General features: G+C 58.7%; 16 protein-coding genes and 3 pseudogenes. 8 read left to right on the top strand and 11 right to left on the bottom strand.

The window, feature by feature from the left end; all coding sequences use genetic code 11:
- Window positions 1–57: 57 nt before the first annotated feature.
- Window positions 58–1,464 carry a hypothetical protein gene (locus ACERIT_RS13365; RefSeq protein WP_373675359.1) on the bottom strand — a complete coding sequence of 469 codons (1,407 nt, stop codon included), beginning with the start codon at window positions 1,462–1,464 and terminating at the stop codon, window positions 58–60.
- Between the two features lie 378 nt (window positions 1,465–1,842).
- On the opposite strand from ACERIT_RS13365, the gene ACERIT_RS13360 reads away from it, so the two are divergent.
- From ACERIT_RS13360 to ACERIT_RS13340, 5 genes are all read left to right on the top strand, one after another.
- Window positions 1,843–2,556, top strand: coding sequence for a hypothetical protein (locus ACERIT_RS13360; RefSeq protein ID WP_373675358.1), 714 nt, complete (start codon window positions 1,843–1,845; stop codon window positions 2,554–2,556).
- A 14-nt stretch (window positions 2,557–2,570) separates the two neighbouring features.
- Window positions 2,571–3,317: an FkbM family methyltransferase gene (locus ACERIT_RS13355; RefSeq protein WP_373675357.1), complete on the top strand. Its 747-nt coding sequence runs from the start codon at window positions 2,571–2,573 to the stop codon at window positions 3,315–3,317.
- A gap of 285 nt (window positions 3,318–3,602) precedes the next feature.
- Window positions 3,603–4,352, top strand: a complete 750-nt coding sequence (locus ACERIT_RS13350) for a cytidylyltransferase domain-containing protein (protein ID WP_373675360.1) — start codon at window positions 3,603–3,605, stop codon at window positions 4,350–4,352.
- Complete coding sequence (locus ACERIT_RS13345) at window positions 4,352–5,368, top strand: PseG/SpsG family protein (protein WP_373675356.1); 1,017 nt, start codon at window positions 4,352–4,354, stop codon at window positions 5,366–5,368. Before ACERIT_RS13350 ends, ACERIT_RS13345 begins: the two co-directional genes overlap by 1 nt.
- Window positions 5,365–6,042: a formyltransferase family protein gene (locus tag ACERIT_RS13340; protein ID WP_373675355.1), complete on the top strand. Its 678-nt coding sequence runs from the start codon at window positions 5,365–5,367 to the stop codon at window positions 6,040–6,042. The genes ACERIT_RS13345 and ACERIT_RS13340 overlap by 4 nt, the downstream gene beginning before the upstream one ends.
- Here the strand turns inward: ACERIT_RS13340 and ACERIT_RS13335 are convergent, their stop codons facing one another.
- From ACERIT_RS13335 to ACERIT_RS13300, 8 genes and pseudogenes are all read right to left on the bottom strand, one after another.
- Complete coding sequence (locus ACERIT_RS13335; RefSeq protein ID WP_373675354.1) at window positions 6,043–7,095, bottom strand: N-acetylneuraminate synthase family protein; 1,053 nt, start codon at window positions 7,093–7,095, stop codon at window positions 6,043–6,045. It abuts the gene before it with no gap.
- Window positions 7,096–7,129: 34 nt separating this feature from the next.
- Complete coding sequence (locus ACERIT_RS13330; protein WP_373675353.1) at window positions 7,130–8,317, bottom strand: DegT/DnrJ/EryC1/StrS family aminotransferase; 1,188 nt, start codon at window positions 8,315–8,317, stop codon at window positions 7,130–7,132.
- Entirely contained in the window at window positions 8,317–9,270 is a 954-nt protein-coding gene (locus tag ACERIT_RS13325) for a dTDP-glucose 4,6-dehydratase (protein WP_373675352.1), read from the bottom strand. The genes ACERIT_RS13330 and ACERIT_RS13325 overlap by 1 nt, the downstream gene beginning before the upstream one ends.
- Complete coding sequence (locus ACERIT_RS13320; protein WP_373675351.1) at window positions 9,263–10,285, bottom strand: SDR family NAD(P)-dependent oxidoreductase; 1,023 nt, start codon at window positions 10,283–10,285, stop codon at window positions 9,263–9,265. Before ACERIT_RS13320 ends, ACERIT_RS13325 begins: the two co-directional genes overlap by 8 nt.
- 165 nt (window positions 10,286–10,450) lie before the next feature.
- A complete protein-coding gene (locus ACERIT_RS13315; protein WP_373675350.1) occupies window positions 10,451–12,262 on the bottom strand; it encodes an ABC transporter ATP-binding protein in 1,812 nt (603 codons plus the stop codon).
- Window positions 12,263–12,387: 125 nt separating this feature from the next.
- A pseudogene (locus tag ACERIT_RS13310) lies at window positions 12,388–12,841 on the bottom strand (GDP-mannose 4,6-dehydratase); the annotation flags it as partial.
- A 752-nt stretch (window positions 12,842–13,593) separates the two neighbouring features.
- A pseudogene (locus tag ACERIT_RS13305) lies at window positions 13,594–14,751 on the bottom strand (Cdc6/Cdc18 family protein); the annotation flags it as partial.
- A 10-nt stretch (window positions 14,752–14,761) separates the two neighbouring features.
- Window positions 14,762–14,872, bottom strand: a pseudogene (locus ACERIT_RS13300) (RNA-guided endonuclease TnpB family protein); the annotation flags it as partial.
- Window positions 14,873–15,196: 324 nt separating this feature from the next.
- Between ACERIT_RS13300 and ACERIT_RS13295 the strand changes: the two are divergent.
- The 3 genes from ACERIT_RS13295 (at window position 15,197) to ACERIT_RS13285 (ending at window position 19,589) form a co-directional block, all read left to right on the top strand.
- A complete protein-coding gene (locus tag ACERIT_RS13295) occupies window positions 15,197–16,594 on the top strand; it encodes an FAD-binding oxidoreductase (RefSeq protein ID WP_373675349.1) in 1,398 nt (465 codons plus the stop codon).
- A gap of 130 nt (window positions 16,595–16,724) precedes the next feature.
- Window positions 16,725–18,191, top strand: coding sequence for an amidase (locus ACERIT_RS13290; RefSeq protein ID WP_373675348.1), 1,467 nt, complete (start codon window positions 16,725–16,727; stop codon window positions 18,189–18,191).
- 231 nt (window positions 18,192–18,422) lie between these two features.
- A complete protein-coding gene (locus tag ACERIT_RS13285) occupies window positions 18,423–19,589 on the top strand; it encodes an enolase C-terminal domain-like protein (protein ID WP_373675347.1) in 1,167 nt (388 codons plus the stop codon).
- 96 nt (window positions 19,590–19,685) lie between these two features.
- Here ACERIT_RS13285 and ACERIT_RS13280 read toward each other — a convergent pair whose 3' ends face one another.
- Together ACERIT_RS13280 and ACERIT_RS13275 are read right to left on the bottom strand one after the other, a co-directional pair.
- The gene (locus ACERIT_RS13280) at window positions 19,686–20,471 is read right to left on the bottom strand and encodes an SDR family NAD(P)-dependent oxidoreductase (protein ID WP_373675346.1); all 786 of its coding nucleotides are present in this window, start codon (window positions 20,469–20,471) and stop codon (window positions 19,686–19,688) included.
- 201 nt (window positions 20,472–20,672) lie between these two features.
- Entirely contained in the window at window positions 20,673–21,050 is a 378-nt protein-coding gene (locus ACERIT_RS13275; protein WP_373675345.1) for a cupin domain-containing protein, read from the bottom strand.
- Window positions 21,051–21,210 lie beyond the last annotated feature (160 nt).

Raw genomic sequence — 21,210 nt, 5'->3', positions numbered from 1 at the left:
CCCCGAATAGTAATTCTCTCAAAATACTTTTCTCTCAATCGAGCTCCTCAAAATATCTCAATTATTTTCACCTTCGCCAATACGCACTAGCTCCCGATGAATATTCTCCACCGCTTCCGACTCGAAGAACCGCTCCCGATCGAACCGAACTGCAGTATTCGATCCCAACTCCCTGGCCAACTCGTCCAAGCTCCCGACCATTGACGCAGCACCATCGTCGACGAGCGGCCGGAGCACATCCGCACCATCCGTCTCGAACACGAACGTCTCCAGATCGAAACAGATCCCCTCGTACACCGCCGTCGATCCAACTCCAATCTGCGCGGTAGACTTTGCGAAGAGCCGGTAAAGGGGTGGTTCGGACTCGTCGATGACTCGCATGTCCGACGTCGCGAGCCACGGGTACTCCTCCTCCCACCGGTCGTACTCACCCGGGTGAAGCTTGTAGACGACGTCGTGGTCGATGCGCACGTCTTCGTGAACCGCCAGGGCGAACCGTGAGAGTTCGCGGCCGATCGTCCCCTGTGAGATGAATAGGAGCTGTTTGGAGCGCTCGATGTCATCGTAGGCGTCGAGACGTTGTTCGAGGTACGGATAGCCGACCGGGATCACGCGGTCCTCGGGGATCGGGAAGGAGACGTTCTCGTTCCAGAACTCGCCGAACGTCAGCAGATAGTCCGGAAAGGTGTTCTTTGTCACGTTCTCTGGATACGCGTACCCGTAATGGTGTTCGTAGATCACGCCGTGTTGTAACTCGACGACCGGGATTTCCTTCCGCTTGCATGCTTCGATCAGCGTCTCTTTGCCATACGAGACGACGACAACGACGACCGACGGATCGATCCGGTCTAGCAGTCGCTCATACAAGGGAAGAGTCGTGTTCCGGACGTGGAGTTTTTCTCTCGCTATCGAGACGAGGTCGATGTTGGCGCCGAATCGGCGTTGGATCTCCGTTTCAGCTTCGTGAAGACGTGAGACGACATCGTCGGGGAGTGACGGTCGGCGTAGCCCGAGCCGTCGTTGGAGAGTCCCGCCATACTGGATGAGTTCGAGGTAACGGAGGTTTTCCGTCTTCGCAGGACGTCGATGAGACATGAGGTGCGGTGTTTCCATGTGAACGTAGTCCAGTTCGTTTCGATCGTGGATCGGATCACAGTAGAGGTCCCACCAGTAGCCGTCCTCCTCGAGCTTTCGCCGGCTGTGACCGAAAAAGAGGAAGTCGTGTTCGTCCGCGAGATACGGGTTTCGGTAGACCGCATTTTTGAGTAACAATCCGAATCCGCGGAGGTTTGTCAGTAATCCCATCTCGTTTTGGGTATGGGCTTGGCCGCGGCCGTTCTGTTGGGCGATGTCGCGGAACGTCTTGAATCGGATCCGTTCCCAGATAGAGATACCGTCTACAGTAATTGAGAATAAATCATTGCCCTTCTCGAAGGCCTCAAAATCCTGTGGCTCCAAACTCATTCACCTCTGTATGAACATACTCTATATGTAAATCCGTGACTGTTTGGAGGCAGCGTTAACTTAGACAGCGTTCTATGTCTGGTAATTTCGTGTTGAAGAAACTTTCATGGAGAATGTGGCGTGTTTTGGGATCAACTGCTACAAACAGCGTGAGCTCTTTGCCATGTTGACTGATCGAAGTTTCGTCGAGTAGACAGACGGACGCTAGTTGAACTCCCGAGTCCACTTCCAGATCGCCACATTTGACCGCTCGAGGCCGATCTATTCGAAGATCTGCTCGCTCCCACGCTGGTTCAGACCGCAATCATACCGCAGAGTCACCAACTCGATGGGGGGTGCACCGGTAATATTTAATAACTTTGTATATGATCATTGAATATGGAAGCAGAAATTCAAGACTATGCGGAAACTCTTAATGAAGATGGAATTGTAATTATTGATAACTATTTGGATGAAAGCACCTGTGAGGAACTCTACGAAGAGATATCTCGCGAGATCGAAGAGGGTGGCTACGACGTGGTGGAGGGTGGTGACCACGAATATGGATACAACGATTTCGCCAACTGGGGTAGTCCAGTCGTAAACAAACGGTCGGGGCGTGACGAAGGGATGCTTGACGTGTTTAACGTTGATATGGCGGTTTCTGAAGTTGCCTCGTTCAAATCGGATGAGATGGTAAACAATATAATCAACCGAGCTACCTCGGAGGGTTACTCGCCAGATAACCTCAATGTCTACTGGAATAGATCGGTTACGACGACGCGTGACTTTCACGCAGATACGTACGGCGGAAAATTCAAGTCGTTCGTATATCTAACAGACGTTCCAAATCAATCGTTTGGTCCATTCAGCTACGTCAAAGGATCGCATCAGTCTTCGAAGATTAAAAATAAGACATCCAGCATCGTTAATAGAATTAAGGACAAACCCTCAACGGATGCTGTCTTCTATGATAAGGATGATATAACCTACTGCACGGCACCAAAAGGCACACTAATAATAGCGAACCAAGCGGGCTATCATCGAGGACAGCCACAAGAAGATGGAAAAGAACGAATGCTGATGACGACATCATATACACCGACCAATTAAACTTAGTATCCGGTATGATCACACATTTCAAACAGAAGATTCTACGTGCACAGAAAATCCGTTCCACAGAGGGAAATATTGCTCTTTTAAAAGATTCAATCGGATTCATTTATAGAAATTCTATCCGTAGAGTGGTACCCACTTCAGGATACTACACAAAAGCAGGAATCCCGGTTCGAGCTCGAAAACCCCTGGACTCCTTTGTTCCTGGAGTAAACTATTCGGATGATCCAGACCATGAGAATGCGCTAGTTTCCGAACTTCGATCTCATGTTGAATCCGGCGACAGCATAGTTATCGTCGGCGCTGGAAGCGGAACAACAACTGTAATAGCGGCCAAGCAAGCGACAACATCAGGACATGTAATATCATTTGATGGGGATGCCAGTAGAGTACGACAGGCACAAAACACCATTGCTCTTAACGAGATCCAGAATGGATGTGAGGTGCGTCACGCAATTGTTGGACCTGCAATACATCTCTCTATAGTTGAGGAAAACAAATCACAAGCTGAGCAAATATCACCTGAAGACCTTCCAGAATGCGATGTTCTAGAACTTGATTGTGAAGGCGCTGAAAAAGATATACTTGAGGAATTAAAAACTACTCCGAGAGTTATAATTGTGGAAACTCATCCCCACTTTGGTGCAGAAACAGAAGATATCAAAACTATCCTAGAAAATAGGGGATATAAAATTAGTAACCAAATAGATAGAGGTTCTGTACCAGTATTAACTGCGGTATATGATACAGGATGCTAAAGTTCATTAATATACTTGATATTAAATCTCACTCCATAATGTAATGTTATTAAAAGGGGTTTTATTTCTCATCTGACTTTCAATGTTATCATAGAATTCTCATTTCGACTCACATGTGGTGGAAATACGATGTCATAATATTAATGATGTTATTAAATTTATTATTTTAATACCACTATTTTGCAATTAATTTTAATAATACTTTTTTAGAAATGAATGCCGATATCCACGCCTTTAACCACCTCTATCGGAAGAGATTCATGCCATCGAACAAGTCCAAACATAATGAGCCAGCAAACAGTCGCAATTATCCAAGCCCGAATGGGTTCGACGCGCCTTCCTGGCAAGGTCATGCTCCCCCTAGCTGGTGACCACGTCATCACACATGACGTTCAACGCGTGGAGGCGGCCGAAAGTATCGACGAGGTCGTCGTCGCAACTTCGAATCGGACGGCTGACGATATCGTCGCCAGATACGCATCACGAAGCGGAGCGAGCGTGTTTCGGGGAAGCGAGTCGAATGTACTCGAACGAATATACGATGCCGCCCGAACCGCTAACGCCGACGTAATCGTTCGTATCACAGGGGACTGCCCACTCATCGATCCGGAAACGATCGACGCGGTTATACACCCGGTAACAGCGGGAAACGCAGAGTATGCAGCTAACTTCTTCAAACGAACCTTTCCGCGAGGACTCGACGTGGAGGCGTTCACGTTCGAGAGCTTCAAGCGAGTCTACGAGGAGGCGACCGAACCACACCACCGCGAACATGTGACTCCATACTACCGAGAAGGGCAAGAGGCTTTTAGGACAAAAAGCATAACTTCCAGGGACGTGTTCAACGAACCCGAGTTTCGGAATCGTGGTGACCTTCGTTTGACCCTTGATGAAGCCGACGATTACGAGGTTCTGCGGACGATCTATGAGAACGTTCCATTTGATGAGATTCTTCCGATTCGAAGGGCAATCCGTTACGTGGATGACAACGATCTGATGGAATTGAACAGGGATATCGAACAGAAAACTCACTGATGCATGTCGTCATTCGCGCCGACGGCGGACCGGAGATCGGCTACGGACACCTCGTCAGGACTGGCGCGCTCGCCAGTAAACTACTCGATCGCGGTCACCTCGTCACGTACGCGACGACGACTCCGGAACACGTTCAAGAGGTCTGTCCGGACGATGTCGAGATGGAAACCATTCTGTCCCGAGATGATCCCGAGCCGGTTCGCGAGTTCGTACGAGGTCATGCCGATGTAACCCTATTGGATTCGTATCTCGCGGATGGGAAATATCAAGAGCGACTTAGGGAGGTGGTTCCGCTCGTTGTCGTCGCCGACGACACGCGTCATCGGATCGCTGCTGACGTTCTTGTGAATGGCAACCTCTACGCACCCGAACTGAAGTATGACGTGATCGGTGCAGAACCCGAGTGGTGTCTTGGGCCCGAATACCTCCTCCTCCGGCCGTCGATCACGAAGTACGCCACAAGGGATCCACCTTGGCGTGAGACACCGATGCGTGCTATCGTCACGATGGGAGGCAGCGATATCGCCGGTCTGACGCCGACAGTGATCCGGGCCTTCGACGGATTCGATCTTCGCGTAGATGCTATCGTCGGACCAGGTTTTTCCGAGAAACAGGAGGCATCAATCAAACGGGCAGCTAACGAGGTAAGTGTCGACGTCCGTGTCGTCCGCGATCCCGAGAACCTTCCGAAGCGAATGTTCCAGGCTGACTTCGCCGTCACCACCGCGAGTACGACCACGTACGAACTGCTCGCGCTCGGAACGCCGATCGTGAATCTCCCCGTTATCGACAACCAAGCGCTGATCGCCAGTGCACTTCGAGAACACAACGCAGCAACCGTGCTGGATAAAACCGCTGACGAAACAGAGTTTGGCGAAGCGATCGAGGAATACGTCACGGATTCATCTCTTCGCCGGACCCGACATGAGATCGGCCGCAACCTCATTGACGGCCGAGGAACGAATCGTGTCTATCGAGAAGTTCTTTCAGCCGGTGACGCAAACTCAAAGCTATGACCGACGATATCGAGATCGTCTTTCTCGGCGTGAACGATGCCGGAATGCGAGTTTACAACTGGCTCTGTGAACGAACGAACGTCTTCGTTCGTGCCCTCTTGACGACAGAAGAGCAGTTAACCCTCATCGAGGATACGGAACCCGATCTCGTTGTTTCATGTGGATTTCGTCACATCGTTCCAGAGCAGATCCTCGATATACCCGAGATGGGGTGTTTGAATCTCCACCCTGCGTACCTCCCGTACAATCGTGGTGCGAATCCGAATGTCTGGAGCATCGTCGAAGACACTCCTGCCGGAGTGACGCTTCATTACATGGATCCAACGCTGGATACCGGGGATATCGTCGCGCGCCGGGAGGTAGAGAAACACTTCTCCGACACGGGAAAGGATCTCCATCAACGTCTCGAGGACGCACAATTCGAATTGTTCAAACAGACTTGGCCAAGCGTGGCCGCCGGTAACGTCTCGACGATCGAACAGGAAGACGGCGACGGGACATACCATCGTACTAGCGATTTCGAAGAACTGTGTGAACTCGATGCAGATGAGACCGTACGGACGAGAGAACTCCTTGACCGGCTCCGCGCACTCACGTTTCCACCCTACGACAATGCGAGAATCGAAGTCAACGGTGACACGTACTACGTAGACATAGACGTTCGTCGCGAGTGATCAGTCCTGATCGACGTCTTCCCACTTTATCCCCTTTCCCCGTTGAATATCACGGGTAGCAGTCGTCTCCAAGAGTTCATTGTAGAACTTCGGGTGGAGTCCGGACTCTCTCTCACCCGGCCGCAATACATTCAGATTTTCTTTGGTTAGCGGTTCGCCCTGTTCGATGTACTCACCCGCATGAATAGCACGGCGTGCTTTTTCGTGGAGTTCTTGCTCGACTTCCAGCACGCGTTTCTCCCCAGATCCGAGCGTGGCTTCCGTATCGCGGATCGCAGAGACCATTCGACCTAGTTCGTTGGGTTTAAGTGCAAACTCGTGGTCCGGCCCTTCCATCGACTTATCAAGCGTAAAGTGCTTCTCGACGACGCTCGCACCGAGTGCGACCGCTGCCGCCGGAGCTGTCACGGGATCAAGAGTGTGATCGGAGAGGCCAGTCGGAACGTCGAACTCCTCGTTGAGCGTCTCGACGACGCCGACGTTGATCTCGGAGATCGGCGTCGGATACGCGGCGACACACTGTAACAGGACGAGATCGGTGGCTCCCGCCTCGCGGAGCGCCGCTACCGATTCCGCCACCTCCGCTAACTCGTGAGCGCCCGTAGACATGATGATCGGCTTGTCGGTGCCCGCGAGGTGTTGGAGGAACGGAACGTGGCTGCTCGTGTATGATGCTACCTTCCAGGCTGGAACGTATTCTGCGAGCTCTTCGGCGGATCGTTTGTCGAACGGAGTCGACATGAACTGGATGCTCTGCTCGGAGCAGTAGTCGTGTAACTCCGGGATCCACTCGTAGGGCATCTCCATCGACTCGATGATCTCATAGATACCCCGATCGTCATCGAGATACTCGACTTCACCACTCTCCTCGACGTAGAGATCCTCCGCCCGGAACGTCTGGAACTTCACTGCATCGGCTCCAGCATCGGCAGCGACATCGATGAGTTCCTTCGCCGTCTCGAGGTCACCGTTGTGGTTCGACCCTGCTTCTGCGATCACGAACGTGGACTCGTCCGGACCAACCGGACGTCCTCCGATATCGAACGACTCCATGCCGAGAAACGGACCGCCCTCCGGATAAGCGCATCTACTCGGCGTGGTACGCGTGGAGTCGCTTGATCGCAGTTACAACGTCCGTAACGTCGCCATCATCCATCTCCGCGTGTAGGGGAAGACTCACCAGCCCCTCATACACCTGTTCCGTCTCGGGGAACATCCCTCTCTCATACCCAAACTCTTCCTGGAAGTACGGGTGATAATGGAGAGGAACGTAGTGGACCTGCACTCCGATGTTCTCCGCGTGCATCGCATTGACGAACTCCGTCCGGTTACACCCGAACGCCTCGCCAATCTCGACGGCGTAGAGATGATACATCGGATCGGCGTTCGTCGGATCTGGTGGTGTCCGAAATCCCTCCATGTCGACGAACGCCCCGTCGTACTCCGCGATGATTTCGTCACGACGTGTCTTGAACTCCCCGAGCCGATCAATCTGGGCGAGCCCGAGGGCTGCCTGGATATCCGTAACGTTGTAGTTGTAGCCAACTCCTTCCGTCACCTGATACCATGGCTCCTCCTCGTGGCCATCCGGACTATAGTCCATGTCGAACGAGCGGAGACGACGCAGTTGCGCCGCAAAGTCGTCGTTGTCAGTGACGATCATCCCGCCCTCGCCGGTGGTGACGTTCTTCACCGGATGAAAACTGAATACGGCCATGTCACGCTGTGCGCCGATCGGCTCACCGTTCCAGTTCCCGCCGAAGGCGTGACACGCGTCCCAGATCACAGTCAGGTCGTGTTCGTCAGCCACTTCGAGATGGCCCTCGATGTCGGCCGGCTGGCCGGCGTAGTGCATCGGGACGACCCCTTCCGTCTCCGACGTCATCTGTTTGCGGACGGCCTCCGGGTCAAGCGTTCGGCGATACGGGTCGATATCGGCCAGGACCGGCTCAGCCCCACAGTACGTTGCCGCGTGTGCCGTCGACACGAATGTGAGTGGCGTCGTGATCACTTCGTCGCCAACGTCGAATCCCGCTGCCCTCCCAGCGAGGTGAAGCGCCGTGGTGCCAGACGTCGTCGCGATCGCGTGGTCGACACCCACCAGATCGGCCACACGCTCTTCGAACGTCTTGACGGTCGGCCCACGCGTGATGTAGTCGCCCTCCAGCGCTTCGACGACAGCCTGCTTCTCGTCCTCACCGATACTCTGTGAACCGTAGCCGAGTACCTCCGTGCGGACGGGCTCGCCGCCGCAATATGCCGGAGTCCCCGTCATTATCGAGTGGTCTCCGCTTCCTCCTTGAGCCACGTCCGGAGGAGGGACACACCCTCCTCAAGTGAGACCTCCGGTTCCCAGCCGAGCAGCTTCTTCGCCTTCGTCGGATCACACAGCAGTTTCTGGACCTCACTTTGCGGGTGATGGTGTTCGACGTGGGTGATCTCCGTTCCGTCGGTCGCGATCAGCTCCGCGAGTTCGTTTATCGAGACGTCGGTCCCGGTCCCTGCATTGAGCACTTCGCCAATCGTCTCATCGCTGAACGTTCCTTCGACGATGAAGCGGGCACAGTCAGTTGCGTACAACAGATCTCGCGTCTGTGTTCCGTCGCCGAAGATCTTCAGCGTCTCGTCACGGATGTCTCGACTCGCGAAGATCGACACGACACCGCCGGCCATCCCGGTCTTCTGGTAGGGACCGTACGTGTTGAACGGGCGCAATATGGTAACTGGCAGGTCGTACCCATGGTAGTATCCCTCGGCGAGGTCCTCTGCGGCCAACTTCGACCCGGCGTACGGCGAGGCCGGCTTCGTGGGATGGTCCTCACTGATTCCCTCCTCGGAATCGACCATATCGTACACCATACACGTGCCGACAAGGCCGAGCCGAGTGTCGGTCCGTCGGCACGCTTCAAGGACGTTCTGTGTGCCGATCACGTTCGATTCGAAGTGTGATTGTGGATCTTCGAGACTCTCTTGGACGTCGATCTCGGCGGCGAGATGGATACACGCGTCCACGTCATGCTCAAAGATCCGATCGACATCGTCTCGGGAACGAACGTCGCCCTCGTAGATGTGGAACGCGTCGTCATCCCGGAACGACTTGATGTTCCGTTCGGACCCGTTCGAGAAGTCGTCGAGTCCGTAAACCGTGTGGCCACGATCGAGGAGTTCCGACACGACCCAGCGACCGATGAATCCTGCAGCGCCGGTGACCGCGACTGTCTCATTCATTGCTCGTCTCGAAGGAACAGTTATTCTCCAGAAGGGAGACGATTTCGTTCTTGGACAGCTTCTCGGCGTTCTTCGAGGACAGAACGATGTCTGACGCCTCCTTGAATCCATCCGGGGGTGTCGGTGTCCGGTTTTCTGTCTCTTCCGGGAGGATCGCATACATCGAGCCGTTCTCGTAGGCGCGCCGCGCTTCTCGTTCGGTCATGATCTTCTCGTGGAACGTCTCGCCGGGGCGGGGACCGATGATCTCGACGTCGATCTCATCGGGTGCGTATCCATACTGTGGAGCGAGCGTCTTAATCATGGCCTCCGCGAGGTCGACGATCCGGATCGACGGCATCTTGAAGACGAATACCTCTCCGCCCGTCGTTTTCTCGGCTGCACCTGTCACGAGATCGAACACGTCATCATAGGTGAGAAAGAAGCGAGTCATCCGTTCATCAGTCAGCGTGACTGGTCCTCCCTCTCGGATCTGTTCGGTAAACAGTGGAATCACGGACTGCGAGGAGTTGATCACGTTTCCGAAACGAACCGACGCGAGCCGGAGATCTCGTTCGCCGCGGTAGGTGTTGCCCGCGGTAACGAGCTTCTCACCGAGCAGCTTCGTGGTTCCCATCGTGTTTGCCGGATGGACTGCCTTGTCACTGCTCGTGAATACGACTCTATCGACGTTCTCATCGATAGCCGTATCGACGACGTTCTGGAGTCCGAGCGTGTTGGTCTTCACCGCCTCGAACGGATTATACTCACAGATGTCCACGTGCTTCATCGCGGCCGTATGGAAGACGACGTCTACACCGGACATCGCACGTGAGAGACGGTCCGCGTCCCGGACGTCGCCCGCGAAGAAACGACAGCGGTTGTCGTCGAGTTCGGACTTCAGGGATGCCAACCCCGGTTCACTGTTGTCCAGGATTCGGAGCGTCTGCGGATCTCGTTTGAGGATCCGGGGAACGATGGATCGACCGACCGACCCTGCTCCGCCGGTCAAGAGGATAGTACTGCCACTGATCATCTATTTCGTACCCTTCTAGACGATACGCATCAAGCTATTGAATCCGATCGAAGTACCGTGTGATGAGCTAACAGATCGATGTCCCGATCGAACTTCAGTTACTTCAATCGAGATCGATCCGGCTCTCACAGCTGACAGTCATTGAATCTGCAGATGAGAGATCCGCTACCGACTCGACTGGATCCCGTATAGATCCGCGTACTTCCCACCCTCCGCCACGAGCTCATCATGCTGTCCCGTCTCCGTAACTCGGCCATCCTCGATCGTGTAGATCCGGTCGGCGTTCTTCACCGTCGACAGGCGATGTGCGATCGTCACGATTGCGTAGTCACGATCCATCTCCTCGATCGATCGCTGGACCTGCTTCTCCAGGTTCGAGTCGAGGTCGCTCGTCGCCTCATCGAGGATCAACACGTCGGCGTCCTCAAGCAAGGCCCGTGCGAGCGCGACACGCTGCTGCTGTCCGCCAGACAGCCGAACCCCGTCGTCACCCAACAACGAGTCGTACCCGTCCGGAAGCTCGTCGATGAACTCGTCGACCTTGGCGATCGAACACACCCGGTCGAGGTCTTCCTCGGAGACGTTCCGGTTCCCGAGCGTCAAGTTGTACCGGAGCGTGTCGTTGAAGATGAACGGGTCCTGTCTGACCATCGAGAGCCGGTCGCGCCACTCCGCGATGTCCATCTCATCAATCGGGATCCCGTTCGCTCTAATCTCACCCTCATCGACCGGGTACAGCCGAGCAAGCAGGGATACGATCGTCGATTTCCCCGCGCCCGATTGCCCGACAAATCCGACGAATTCGCCCTTCTCAACGGTGAAGTCGATCCCACGGAGCACCTCCTCTTCGTCGTCGTACGAGAAGTGAACATCGTCGAACTCAACTTCTCGGATCTCTTCGGGAACCTCCCGGCTCGATCCGGTCGGTTCGTTATATGACGCCAATTCGTCGGTGAACTGGATGGTGCGGACGAGGTGCGGGAGATTGTTCTCGACTCTGTAGTACAGCGTGTTCACCTGGCTCGCCTTCGGACCGAGTCGGAACATCGCGAAGAGGAAGACGCCGAGCTCGCCGACCGAGAGGTTCGCGAATGTCAACGCGAGGTAGATGAGCACGAACACGGAGACCGCGACGACGAGGTTGTAGAAGTTGTTAATCGCGGCCTCGTTCCGCCGGAGGACGATCCGTGACTTGGTGAACTGTTCGATCGCCTCCGTGAAATCCTCGAAGATTTCCTCGGCAAGCCCAAATATCCGAACGTCACGGATGCCCTGCGTTCCGGCCTGTGCAGCCTCCTGTCGCATCTCGTTCGCCTCGGCGACTTTGTCCCCGACATCATAACCTGAATCAAGCACTCGCCGGAAGAAGACCGAAAACCCTCCGAGGATGACTCCGGTGACGATTGTCAATGCCGGCGCGATCACCAGCGCGACGGCGAAGTATACGCCGGCGAGGAACACCTGTTGAGTAAACTGGATTGCGTATTGAATCACCCGACTGGCATAGTTCGTTTGCGTGACGATCGCGTTCAGAATGTCGTCGGAGCCCTCCCTATCGAAGTACTCCACGCGTGCGTTCAGCGCGTTCCGGAACGCCCGCGTCTGGAGGTCCCTGATGTAGTAGGTCCGCAGTGCCTCTCGGAACCACGCGACTGCGAAGCTGGTCGTATACCGTGCGACCATCACGGTGGAGACACCAAGTACGACGTATCCCAGCGTGAAGGGGATCCCAAGCGTCTGGTAGGCCGTGACGAATACCGCGAGCAGCCCCTCCGCCTCCGCGGCAGGGTCCTGAAGCTGAACGAGTTCGACAATAGGAAGAATGAAGCTCAGGCCGACACCTTCGAGCACCGCGGCGACGACCCCGAGCGCGACGACTGCCACCGTGTACGTTGGGTTGTACCTCGCGACGTCGCGGAGGGCGTTGAGTTTCGCACGTCTGGAGACCGGTACCGGTTCGGGATCTGACGATGACATAGAGATGAGTTATCCTGATTTCAGGCAGCGGTCCGAATAATATCGTCGGTCTCGTTGTGCAAACCGCTCACGGCTTCCAAATTGGTCTCACTCGATTCCAAACATCCAACGACTACTCTCTACGTTAACTTTGAGATCCCGTAGGGACTCACGGGCTCGGTCGGATGGTCCTCCTCGTAGGGCAACGAGCGCGGCTTGCCGTACACCGACGAGGAACTCGCGATGATCACGCGATCGATGTCGGCCTCCGTCGACGCCTCCAGGAGGTTCACCGTCCCGTCGACGTTGATGTCGGTCACCTTCCGGGGGTTCTCTCACGCTCTCGCGCACGCCCGCCTGCGCGGCTTGATGGACGACCACGTCCGCGTCGGCGACGACCTCTCGGACCGTCTCTCGGTCTCGAACGTCGCCCTCGACGAACCGGTACTCGGTTCCCTCTTCCTCAGCCACCTCGCGGTGGATCTCGAGCGCGTGGCGTTTGATCCCCTCCGCGTAGAAGGGTTCGAAGTTGTCGAGGACCGTCACGTCGTGGCCGTCGGCGAGGAACGACTCGGCGAGGTGGCCGCCGATGAATCCCACACCGCCCGTCGAGGATTCGCATTACTGTGAGTGGGATGATCGACGGGCAAAAACCTCCCGTCTTCACGATCGGATCGAACCCCTCTCGCGTCCACGGGGAGACGATCGACATCCCCACCATCCACCGATCGGTCGGCACACTGATCGACGACGTCGACCACGAACAAGACACACCGGAGCGGGGATCTGACTCCGACCTGCCGTACTCGTACTTCGTGTGGCTGTCGACACGGGCGATACACGTCGACGCCGACACGGGTACGGTTGAATGCTCTCGCACCTGTCCACGACATGGCAGGTGCTGACGGAGCGGCAGGTACTGAGATCGAGACCGGTGTCACCCCACCATGTCGAGTGTTCTGGGTAGGGAGCATCCGGGAGCTCTCAGACCAGTCATACCACTGTGTCGAATGTTCCAGATCTCCGAGAAGGGATGTGTGTCACCCCACCGTGTCGAGTGTTCTCCGTCGGAGTGCTATCGTTGAAGATGGCGAATAACGAGAGACGGGCCACGCCAGAAGTAACCCACCCACACCACCGTGTCGAGTGTTCCAAACGACCGAGTCAACGATGGTGAGGACAGCGGACACACCCCGTACCGAGTGAATTCGGATGTGATCCATGGTCGTCGAGACGACGGGGAGACACACACCGGATACCGAATGAATATTGGCGTCAACGTGGGGGACACCTTCGAGTCAGTACCCACCCACACCGCATACCGAGTGAAACGGCTCGTTCCCTGAACCGACTCAATCGTGATCGAGAGCTTTGGCGACGATCTCCGGCGAGCGAAGCAGCTGGTGGACTCGATAGCTACCTTCACCGTGTCCACCGCCCGTGTGCTCGCTTTCGGTGATTCCCAGAAACGCCTGTTCGTTGAGTAGTCGCTGAACGCGATCGTATCCGAGCGGGTCGGTGTCCGCTTGTGTGGCGACGTTTTTGTACGTCTCGAAGACCTTTGCTGTGCGGAACCGCTTTCGATCCGTTCCCTCGGTCAACAAGGCGAGTGAACGGAGGATGTGTTTCACGTGGGGTGTCTGGCCGCTGACCAGTTTTTGAAACCGGTTGAGCTCCGCCCGCTGGAGCGCGGCGTCGACGTGACCCTCGTGGACGGACTCGGCGCGTTCCTTCTCCGCGAGTCGGCCGGCCTCATAGAGCATGTCCACCGCCTTGCGTGCATCCCCGTGTTCGCGTGCGGCGAGAGCAGCCGTCTTCGGGATCACGCTCTCCTCGAGAACACCGTCCACGAACGCATCCCGACGGTGAGTGAGGATGGCCTTGATCTGTGTTGCGTCGTAGGGATCGAAGACGAGTTCGTTGTCCTGAAGCGAGGAATCGACGCGCTCGCTGAGTCGATCGCGATACTCGATCTTGTTGCTGATGCAGATCGCGCCGATCAACGCGTCCGCCTTCCCGCTCTCCCGAGCTCGCGAGAGGCTTCGAAGGAGATCGTCGCCGTCGAGCTTGTCGATCTCGTCAAGGATCACTACGAAAGACTGCACGTCGTGTTCCGCCAGCAGCTCCCAGGTAATGTCGCGGTAGTCCGCGGCGGCGATGCCCTTCCGTGGGATCGACGTGTCCGCGGCCGCCTCATCGAGACTCGACTGGAGCTCCCGTGCGATCTCCCTGCTCGCCTGGGTCTCCGTCTGGTAGTCCGAACAATCGACGTAGGCGGACGCGAGGGTATGTCCGTTGTTCTCGGCTCGGCGCTTGGCTTCACGCGTGACACACCGCGCAACGAGTGATTTCCCGGTTCCGGTCTTGCCGTACACGATCGTCGTCTCGGGTGGTCCCCCCCGAGTGGCCGGGGCGAGTGCACTCCCGATGGCTTCGACCTCCGAATCCCGGCCGACTACCCGGTCGAGCTCCGGGACGTGTCCAACGCGGACGAGCTGTCGATCCGTGAACTACCCTACTCTACTCGCTCACGGCTGACACCGCTCGCTCCTTGAGGGTAGGGCTTCCTGCTTCAACGACGCGCTTTGCAGATACAGGCGTATCCACAGGGAGCGCAGTCTCCACAGGCGTTAACGAATCGCGGAGCGATTCGTTCGCACACCAGAAATCGGAGATTTCTGGGGACGCTGTATCCCCAACCTCCTCCGCTCCCTTCGGCCGCTCCGTTGAGAGGGGCTTAGCGCCTATATCAAGCGAAACGGACACACCTCGTACCGAGTGAAGATCTGGGTCGATATGGATTCCGTCCGTTCTCCTCCACGTCGACGAGAACACGCTCCGTTCTCGTCCACGCCGAGACGTTCGGACTCGAACGACATCACCAACCGTTTTTCTGACCCCTTATCCCGACCCGTCCGTGATAACGCTTAACCCGGCACGCTCATTTCTCCCGCCATGGACGGACCGGATGCGGGGTACGATTGCGGATTTCTGGACGACGTCGTCGACGACGGCCGAGTGAGTTTCGACGTGAGCCGTCGCGAACAGTACGCCGGGGACGCAAGCCCCCACGAGCCGCGGACGCCCGATGCAGTGGTCTGGCCGACCGACGCCGAGGGAGTGTCCCGCGTCCTCGCGGCGGCGAACGAGCGACAGGTCCCCGTGACCCCATGGTCGGGCGGATCGAGTCTTGAGGGCAACCCCATTCCAGTAGCGGGCGGGATCGTCCTCTCCACCTACGAGATGGAGTCGATCGAGGTCCGTGCCGACGACCTGCAGGCGACCGTCGGACCGGGCGTCGTCTACGACGACCTTAACGAGACGCTGGCTCGTGACGGCCTCCGGTTCCCGCCGGGCATCTCGAGCGGCGACGTCGCCACGATAGGCGGGATGATCGCCAACAACGCCAGCGGTTTCAACGCCGTCCGCTACGGGGAGACACGCGATCACGTCCGCCGCCTCGAAGTCGTGCTCCCGGACGGGCGGATCATGGAGTGCGGCGGCGACGTCGTCAAGACGTCGGCGGGCTACAGCCTGAAGGATCTCTTCGTGGGGAGCGAGGGAACGCTCGGCATCATCACGGAGGCGACGCTCGGCCTCGACGGCATTCCCGAACATCGGCGGGCGGCGCTCGTGACGTTCCCGACCGAACGGGACGCAAGCGAGGCCGTCTCCGAGGTCGTCCGCTTTGGCGTCCGGCCGGGCGCGATCGAGTACATCAGCGAGGGGACCATCGAACTCATCGACGAGTACGCCGACGACCTGTCGTTGACCGCCGCCCCGACGCTCATCGTCGAACTTCACGGCAACAACGAGGGCGTCGACGAGGACGTCGCATTCGTTCGCTCGATCTGTGAGGACAACGGCGCCTTGGGCTGGGAATCGGCAGCCGGCGACGATCGCGAGGACATCTGGCGGGCGCGGCGGGAGACCTACGATGCCGTCCGCAACTATCAGGAGGACCTCGCTCCGGCCATCGTCGGCGACGTGGTCGTCCCGATCTCTCGGTATCCGGACATCGTCGAGGCGCTCGGCGAGGCGAGCGCCGACCTCGATATCTTCTGCCCGGCGGTCGGTCACGCGGGCGACGGCAATCTCCATTATACGCCGCTCGTGGATGCCGACGACGAGGACGCCGTCGACCGGGCCCTCGAACTGAACGACCGCATCGTAAAGCGGGCCATCGACGTGGGCGGGACCGCGACGGGCGAACACGGCGTCGGCATCGGCAAGCGGAAGTTCATGGAGCGGGAGCACGGCGCGGCCGTCGACCTGATGCGTGAGATCAAGGCGACGATGGATCCGAACGGCATCATGAATCCCGGGAAAGTCATTCCCGACTCCAACGAATAACGCCGCACCTGGGCCAGCGACAAGTAACGTCACGTTCAGGACATCGACGAGTAACGCCGCACCCAGAACCCCGACGAATAACCCGGGCCCGGGACAGGAGTTAACTCCCCCACCGGCGACGTATCGGTCCATGAGCCGCGTCGGCGAGACGACTGAACGCGACGTATTGACAGTGGCAGCGAGGCTGGACCTCGAGCTCACGGACGAGGAGGCGGTGGCGGCCGCGGACCGCATCGAGGCACTTTCGGGACTCTACGACGATCTCGAAGCGACTCCGGCAGGCGCGACAGCTGGCGACCGGGACGTCTTCGAGACCACGCCGCACCGCCCGGCCGAGGGCGACGACCCCCACAACGCGTGGCTGTGGCGCTTCGATCTCGTCCGTCCCGACGGATCGGGTGCGCTCGACGGCCTCGACGTCGCCGTCAAGAACAACATGGGCATCCGTGGCGTCGAACTGACCTGTGGATCACGTGCGTTCGAGGGCGTCGTTGCCGGCGCTCACAGCGCGGTCGTCGAGCGCCTGCTCGATTCCGGCGCGCAAATCGTCGGCGCGACCAACATGGACGAACTCGCCTTCGGCCCCACTTCGGAGACGAGCGCGTTCGGGCCGACGACGAATCCCGTCGCAACCGACCACGTCGCCGGCGGTTCCTCGAGCGGGAGCGCCGCCGCGGTCGCCGCTGGCGACGTCGACCTCGCGCTCGGCTCCGACACCGGCGGGAGCATCCGTATCCCCGCGAGCTACTGCGGCATCGTGGGTCACAAGCCGACCTACGACGTCGTCCCGCGTCGCGGCTTCGTGGCGATGGCGTACTCGATGGATCACATCGGGCCACTGGCGCGCGACGTGGAGACTGCCGCCCGCGGCATGGACGCTATCGCCGATGCACCGCCGGATGCCGATGCCTACGCGGCGGACCTCGGTGTCGACGCCGACGATCTCACCGTTGGCGTCCCCGAGCGGCTCTTCGAGAAGCACGTCTCGGCGGACGTCGACCGGACCGTCCGCGATGCCATCGACCGACTCGACGATCTCGGGGCGACGGTACAGGAAGTACAGATACCGGAACTCGACCGTTCCCGGGAGGCCTGGTGGGGAATCGCTCCCGTCGAGTTCGCTGCGACGTACGCCACGAACGGTCTCGGTCTCTGGCGGCGCGGTCGGGTCGATCCCTCGCTGGCGGCCGCCGCTCGCCGGGTCCGCGGAGCGACGAGCCGGGAACTGGGGGCGAACGTCACGCAGATGCTGGCGCTCGGCGGCGCGCTGCTGGAGACGCATGGCGGCAGTCACTACGTCCGCGCGCGGAACCTCCGGGCGGAGCTCGCCGAGTCGTTCGAACGAACGTTCGAGGAGGTGGACCTGCTCGCGTCGCCGTCGACGCCGATGACGGCCCTCGAACTCGACGAATTCGAACGCGGCGTCACGCCGCCGATCAACTGGGACACCCACCCCGCGGATCTGACGGGGCATCCGGCCATCAGCCTTCCCTGCGGCGAGACCGACGGTCTGCCGGTGGGACTCCAGTTCATCGGCCCGCGACACGGCGACAAGGCCGTTCTCGATGCGGCCCACACCTTCGAACAGGGGGCGTAGTTCGAGGAGTTCCGACCCGTTTCGGGTCCAATTCTGTGGTGTCGACGACCGGGATGGTGACCGACGATTCGACTGAGACGGTCACTGACGGTTCGGCTGTGGCGGTGACCGACGGTTCGACCACGACACTGACTCACAGTTCAGCTAGACGAACGACCACTCCCCCGCCCCTATATGACCGACCGAGACAAGGAGGGGGGACTTATTATCCCGGCAGTCACCCATTGCCCCATGGCACCAGCCATCACGAAGATCGAGTCGACCGAATTCAGCTATCCGCTCGAGGATCGCGGCCCGTATCCCGACGGATTCGGGATGGGGTATCACCCTGGCCAGACGACGGAACGGCACCTGTTCGGCCTGCGGGTCTACACCGACGAAGGCATCACCGGCGAGTACGTCGGCGGCAACTCCCCGGCCATGGCCGAACTCCACCAGGTAGCGGACTACCTCGTGGGGAAAAACCCCCTGAACCGCGAGAAACACTGGTCGGAGCTCAAACGTGCGCTCCGCAAGTACGACCGGATGGGGATCGGACCGATCGACATCGCACTGTGGGATTTCGCCGGCAAATACCACGACTCGCCGATCCACGAATTGATCGGTACCTACCGCGAGCGTATCCCCGCCTACGCCTCGACGTACGGCGGCGATCGCAACGGTGGACTCGACTCTCCGGAAGCCTACGCCGACTTCGCGGAGGAGTGTCTCGAGATGGGCTATCCCGGCTTCAAGATCCACGTCTGGGGTGGCGAGTGGCGAAACACGTCGGAAGTGATCGACGTCGTGCACGCGGTGGGCGAGCGCGTCGGCGACGAGATGGACCTCATGTGCGATCCCGCCTGCCATATCGAGACGTTCGGCGAGGCCCTGAAGGTCGGGAAGGCCTGTGATGAACAGGACTTCTTCTGGTATGAGGATCCCTACCGCGACGGCGGCATCTCCCAGCACAGCCACCGCAAACTCCGACAGATGCTCGACACCCCCATTCTCCAGACCGAGCACGTCCGCGGGCTGGAACCGTTCACCGACTTCATCACTAACGAGGCGACGGACTTCGTCCGCGCCGACCCCGAGTACGACGGCGGCATCACCGGTGCGATGAAGCGCGCCCGCGTGGCCGAGGGCTTCGGATTGGACGTGGAGTACCACGCGCCGGGTCCGGCCCAGCGGCAGTGCATTGCGGCGACGCGCAACACGAACTACTACGAGATGGCACTCGTTCACCCGGAGGTCCCGAACACGACGCCGCCGGTCTATACCGATGGCTACGACGACCAACTGGACTCGATAGACGAGAACGGGTACATCGAGATTCCGGACGGCCCGGGACTCGGCGTCGAATACGATTGGGACTTCATCGAGGCGAACAAGACGGGCCGGCGCGTCTACGAATAGCCGAAGCCGGCCTTCAAGCACCGCGATACACCCGCACTCACAACGTCGGCGTCGGCGTCGACGTCGGTCTCGGTCTCGGTCTCGATCTCAACCGAGTTAGGGTCCGCGGCTTCCCCAGGCGAATGCCGTCCACCCGCCGTCGGCCGTCAGAACCTCGCCCGTGACGAAGTTGTCCCGGGAGGCCAAAAAGAGCGCACAGTTGGCCATCTCCTCGGTCGTTCCGAAACGTCCCAACGGCGTCCGGTTCTGGATGTCCGTCTCCGTGTAGCCCGCCGACTCCATCGATTGGTCGGTGATTGCGGTCCGGATGTAGCCCGGTGCGAGCGCGTTGACGTGGATCCCGTGTTCGGCCCACTCGACGGCGAGCGTCCGTGTCAGGTTGTCCACGCCTCCCTTCGCGGCGCAGTACGGCGAGCGGCCGTGCAGCCCCATCGACCCCATCATGCTGGAGATGTTGACGATGGCACCGCCGTCCTCCTGGTCGATCATCTGCCGACCGGCCGCCTGCGATCCGTAGAAGACGCCCGAGAGGTCGACGTCGATGACCTGCTGCCAGTCCTCGGGATCCATCTCCTCGGCAGGGCCGACGATCGTCATTCCTGCGTTGTTCACCATCACGTCGAGGCGACCGAACTCCTCGACGGTCGCCTCCACCATCGCCGCCACCGAGTCGGGGTCGGTCATGTCACACTCGACGGGCAGCGTGGATGCGTCGTCGACGTCGGCCGCGATCTCCTCGGCGGCGGCCTCCGCTCGCTCGTACGACCGTGAGTTCGTGACGACGTTTGCGCCCTCCCGCGCGAGTTCCGTCGCGATGGCTTTCCCGATTCCTTTGCTCGATCCTGTGATGATGGCCGTCTCTCCGTCAAATCGTCCACACATGTGAGTTTCCGGTCGTACTCACAGTTAATAGTCCCTTCCCTCGCGCGGTCGGACGTCCTCGTTGATGGCCCCTCGATCTCGCGATCGACACTTGGTGTTCGCTCGATCATGGCGGTGCCTCCCGGCGTCGCCGCGTGACGAACGCGTGGCGTCGGCGTACCGCCTTCGACCTTGACTCCTCCCTCCGGTTGAGCGCGTCGACTATGCGTCCTCGGCGACCGGTCGGCCGTCGTCGCTCGTCGGCGGTGCGCCGATGATGAGCCAGACGTGTTCGCCCTCGGTGTCGTTGAGCACCTGTCGGTTCGTCTCCGGCGGGATGCGGACGGCCGTCCCTTCGGGCACGTCGATCAGCTCGTCCTCGATCTTCATCCGACCGGGACCGTCGAGGAGGTAGTAGAGTTCCTCCTGTTCCGTCTGGCGGTGGTAGCTCATCGCGTCGCCGGGCGAGAGATACCACACTTTCGGCCGCATCTCCGTACACCCGAGTTCCGACACGAGATCGACGTGGTCCGTCCCCGAACTCGCCGATGGCGTGGGCTCGACGTCGTCGACCTGTACCATGCTGTAGTCGTCAGTCATGCTCCGGGATTTGCCGTCCTCCGACAAAAAGATGGGCCGTTTCTCGCTCGCGTCGGATCCGGTCCGTTCGCTCGATCAGGGGATGCTACCCCGAGGAACGTCGTGAACGGCGTGTCGAATGAGTCGAGTTAGTTGGTCGACACCGTGGTAATACCGTTCT

Origin of the sequence: Halopenitus sp. H-Gu1 (assembly GCF_041821145.1) — an archaeon.
Taxonomy (GTDB): Archaea; Halobacteriota; Halobacteria; order Halobacteriales; family Haloferacaceae; genus Halopenitus.
This window is presented reverse-complemented; position numbering and strand designations above follow the sequence as displayed.

Coding starts and splice junctions, on each gene's coding strand:
- ACERIT_RS13365 (WP_373675359.1), bottom strand. CDS start 1,464: ATGAGTTTGGAGCCACAGGATTTTGAGGCCTTCGAGAAGGGCAATGAT.
- ACERIT_RS13360 (WP_373675358.1), top strand. CDS start 1,843: ATGGAAGCAGAAATTCAAGACTATGCGGAAACTCTTAATGAAGATGGA.
- ACERIT_RS13355 (WP_373675357.1), top strand. CDS start 2,571: ATGATCACACATTTCAAACAGAAGATTCTACGTGCACAGAAAATCCGT.
- ACERIT_RS13350 (WP_373675360.1), top strand. CDS start 3,603: ATGAGCCAGCAAACAGTCGCAATTATCCAAGCCCGAATGGGTTCGACG.
- ACERIT_RS13345 (WP_373675356.1), top strand. CDS start 4,352: ATGCATGTCGTCATTCGCGCCGACGGCGGACCGGAGATCGGCTACGGA.
- ACERIT_RS13340 (WP_373675355.1), top strand. CDS start 5,365: ATGACCGACGATATCGAGATCGTCTTTCTCGGCGTGAACGATGCCGGA.
- ACERIT_RS13335 (WP_373675354.1), bottom strand. CDS start 7,095: ATGGAGTCGTTCGATATCGGAGGACGTCCGGTTGGTCCGGACGAGTCC.
- ACERIT_RS13330 (WP_373675353.1), bottom strand. CDS start 8,317: ATGACGGGGACTCCGGCATATTGCGGCGGCGAGCCCGTCCGCACGGAG.
- ACERIT_RS13325 (WP_373675352.1), bottom strand. CDS start 9,270: ATGAATGAGACAGTCGCGGTCACCGGCGCTGCAGGATTCATCGGTCGC.
- ACERIT_RS13320 (WP_373675351.1), bottom strand. CDS start 10,285: ATGATCAGTGGCAGTACTATCCTCTTGACCGGCGGAGCAGGGTCGGTC.
- ACERIT_RS13315 (WP_373675350.1), bottom strand. CDS start 12,262: ATGTCATCGTCAGATCCCGAACCGGTACCGGTCTCCAGACGTGCGAAA.
- ACERIT_RS13295 (WP_373675349.1), top strand. CDS start 15,197: ATGGACGGACCGGATGCGGGGTACGATTGCGGATTTCTGGACGACGTC.
- ACERIT_RS13290 (WP_373675348.1), top strand. CDS start 16,725: ATGAGCCGCGTCGGCGAGACGACTGAACGCGACGTATTGACAGTGGCA.
- ACERIT_RS13285 (WP_373675347.1), top strand. CDS start 18,423: ATGGCACCAGCCATCACGAAGATCGAGTCGACCGAATTCAGCTATCCG.
- ACERIT_RS13280 (WP_373675346.1), bottom strand. CDS start 20,471: ATGTGTGGACGATTTGACGGAGAGACGGCCATCATCACAGGATCGAGC.
- ACERIT_RS13275 (WP_373675345.1), bottom strand. CDS start 21,050: ATGACTGACGACTACAGCATGGTACAGGTCGACGACGTCGAGCCCACG.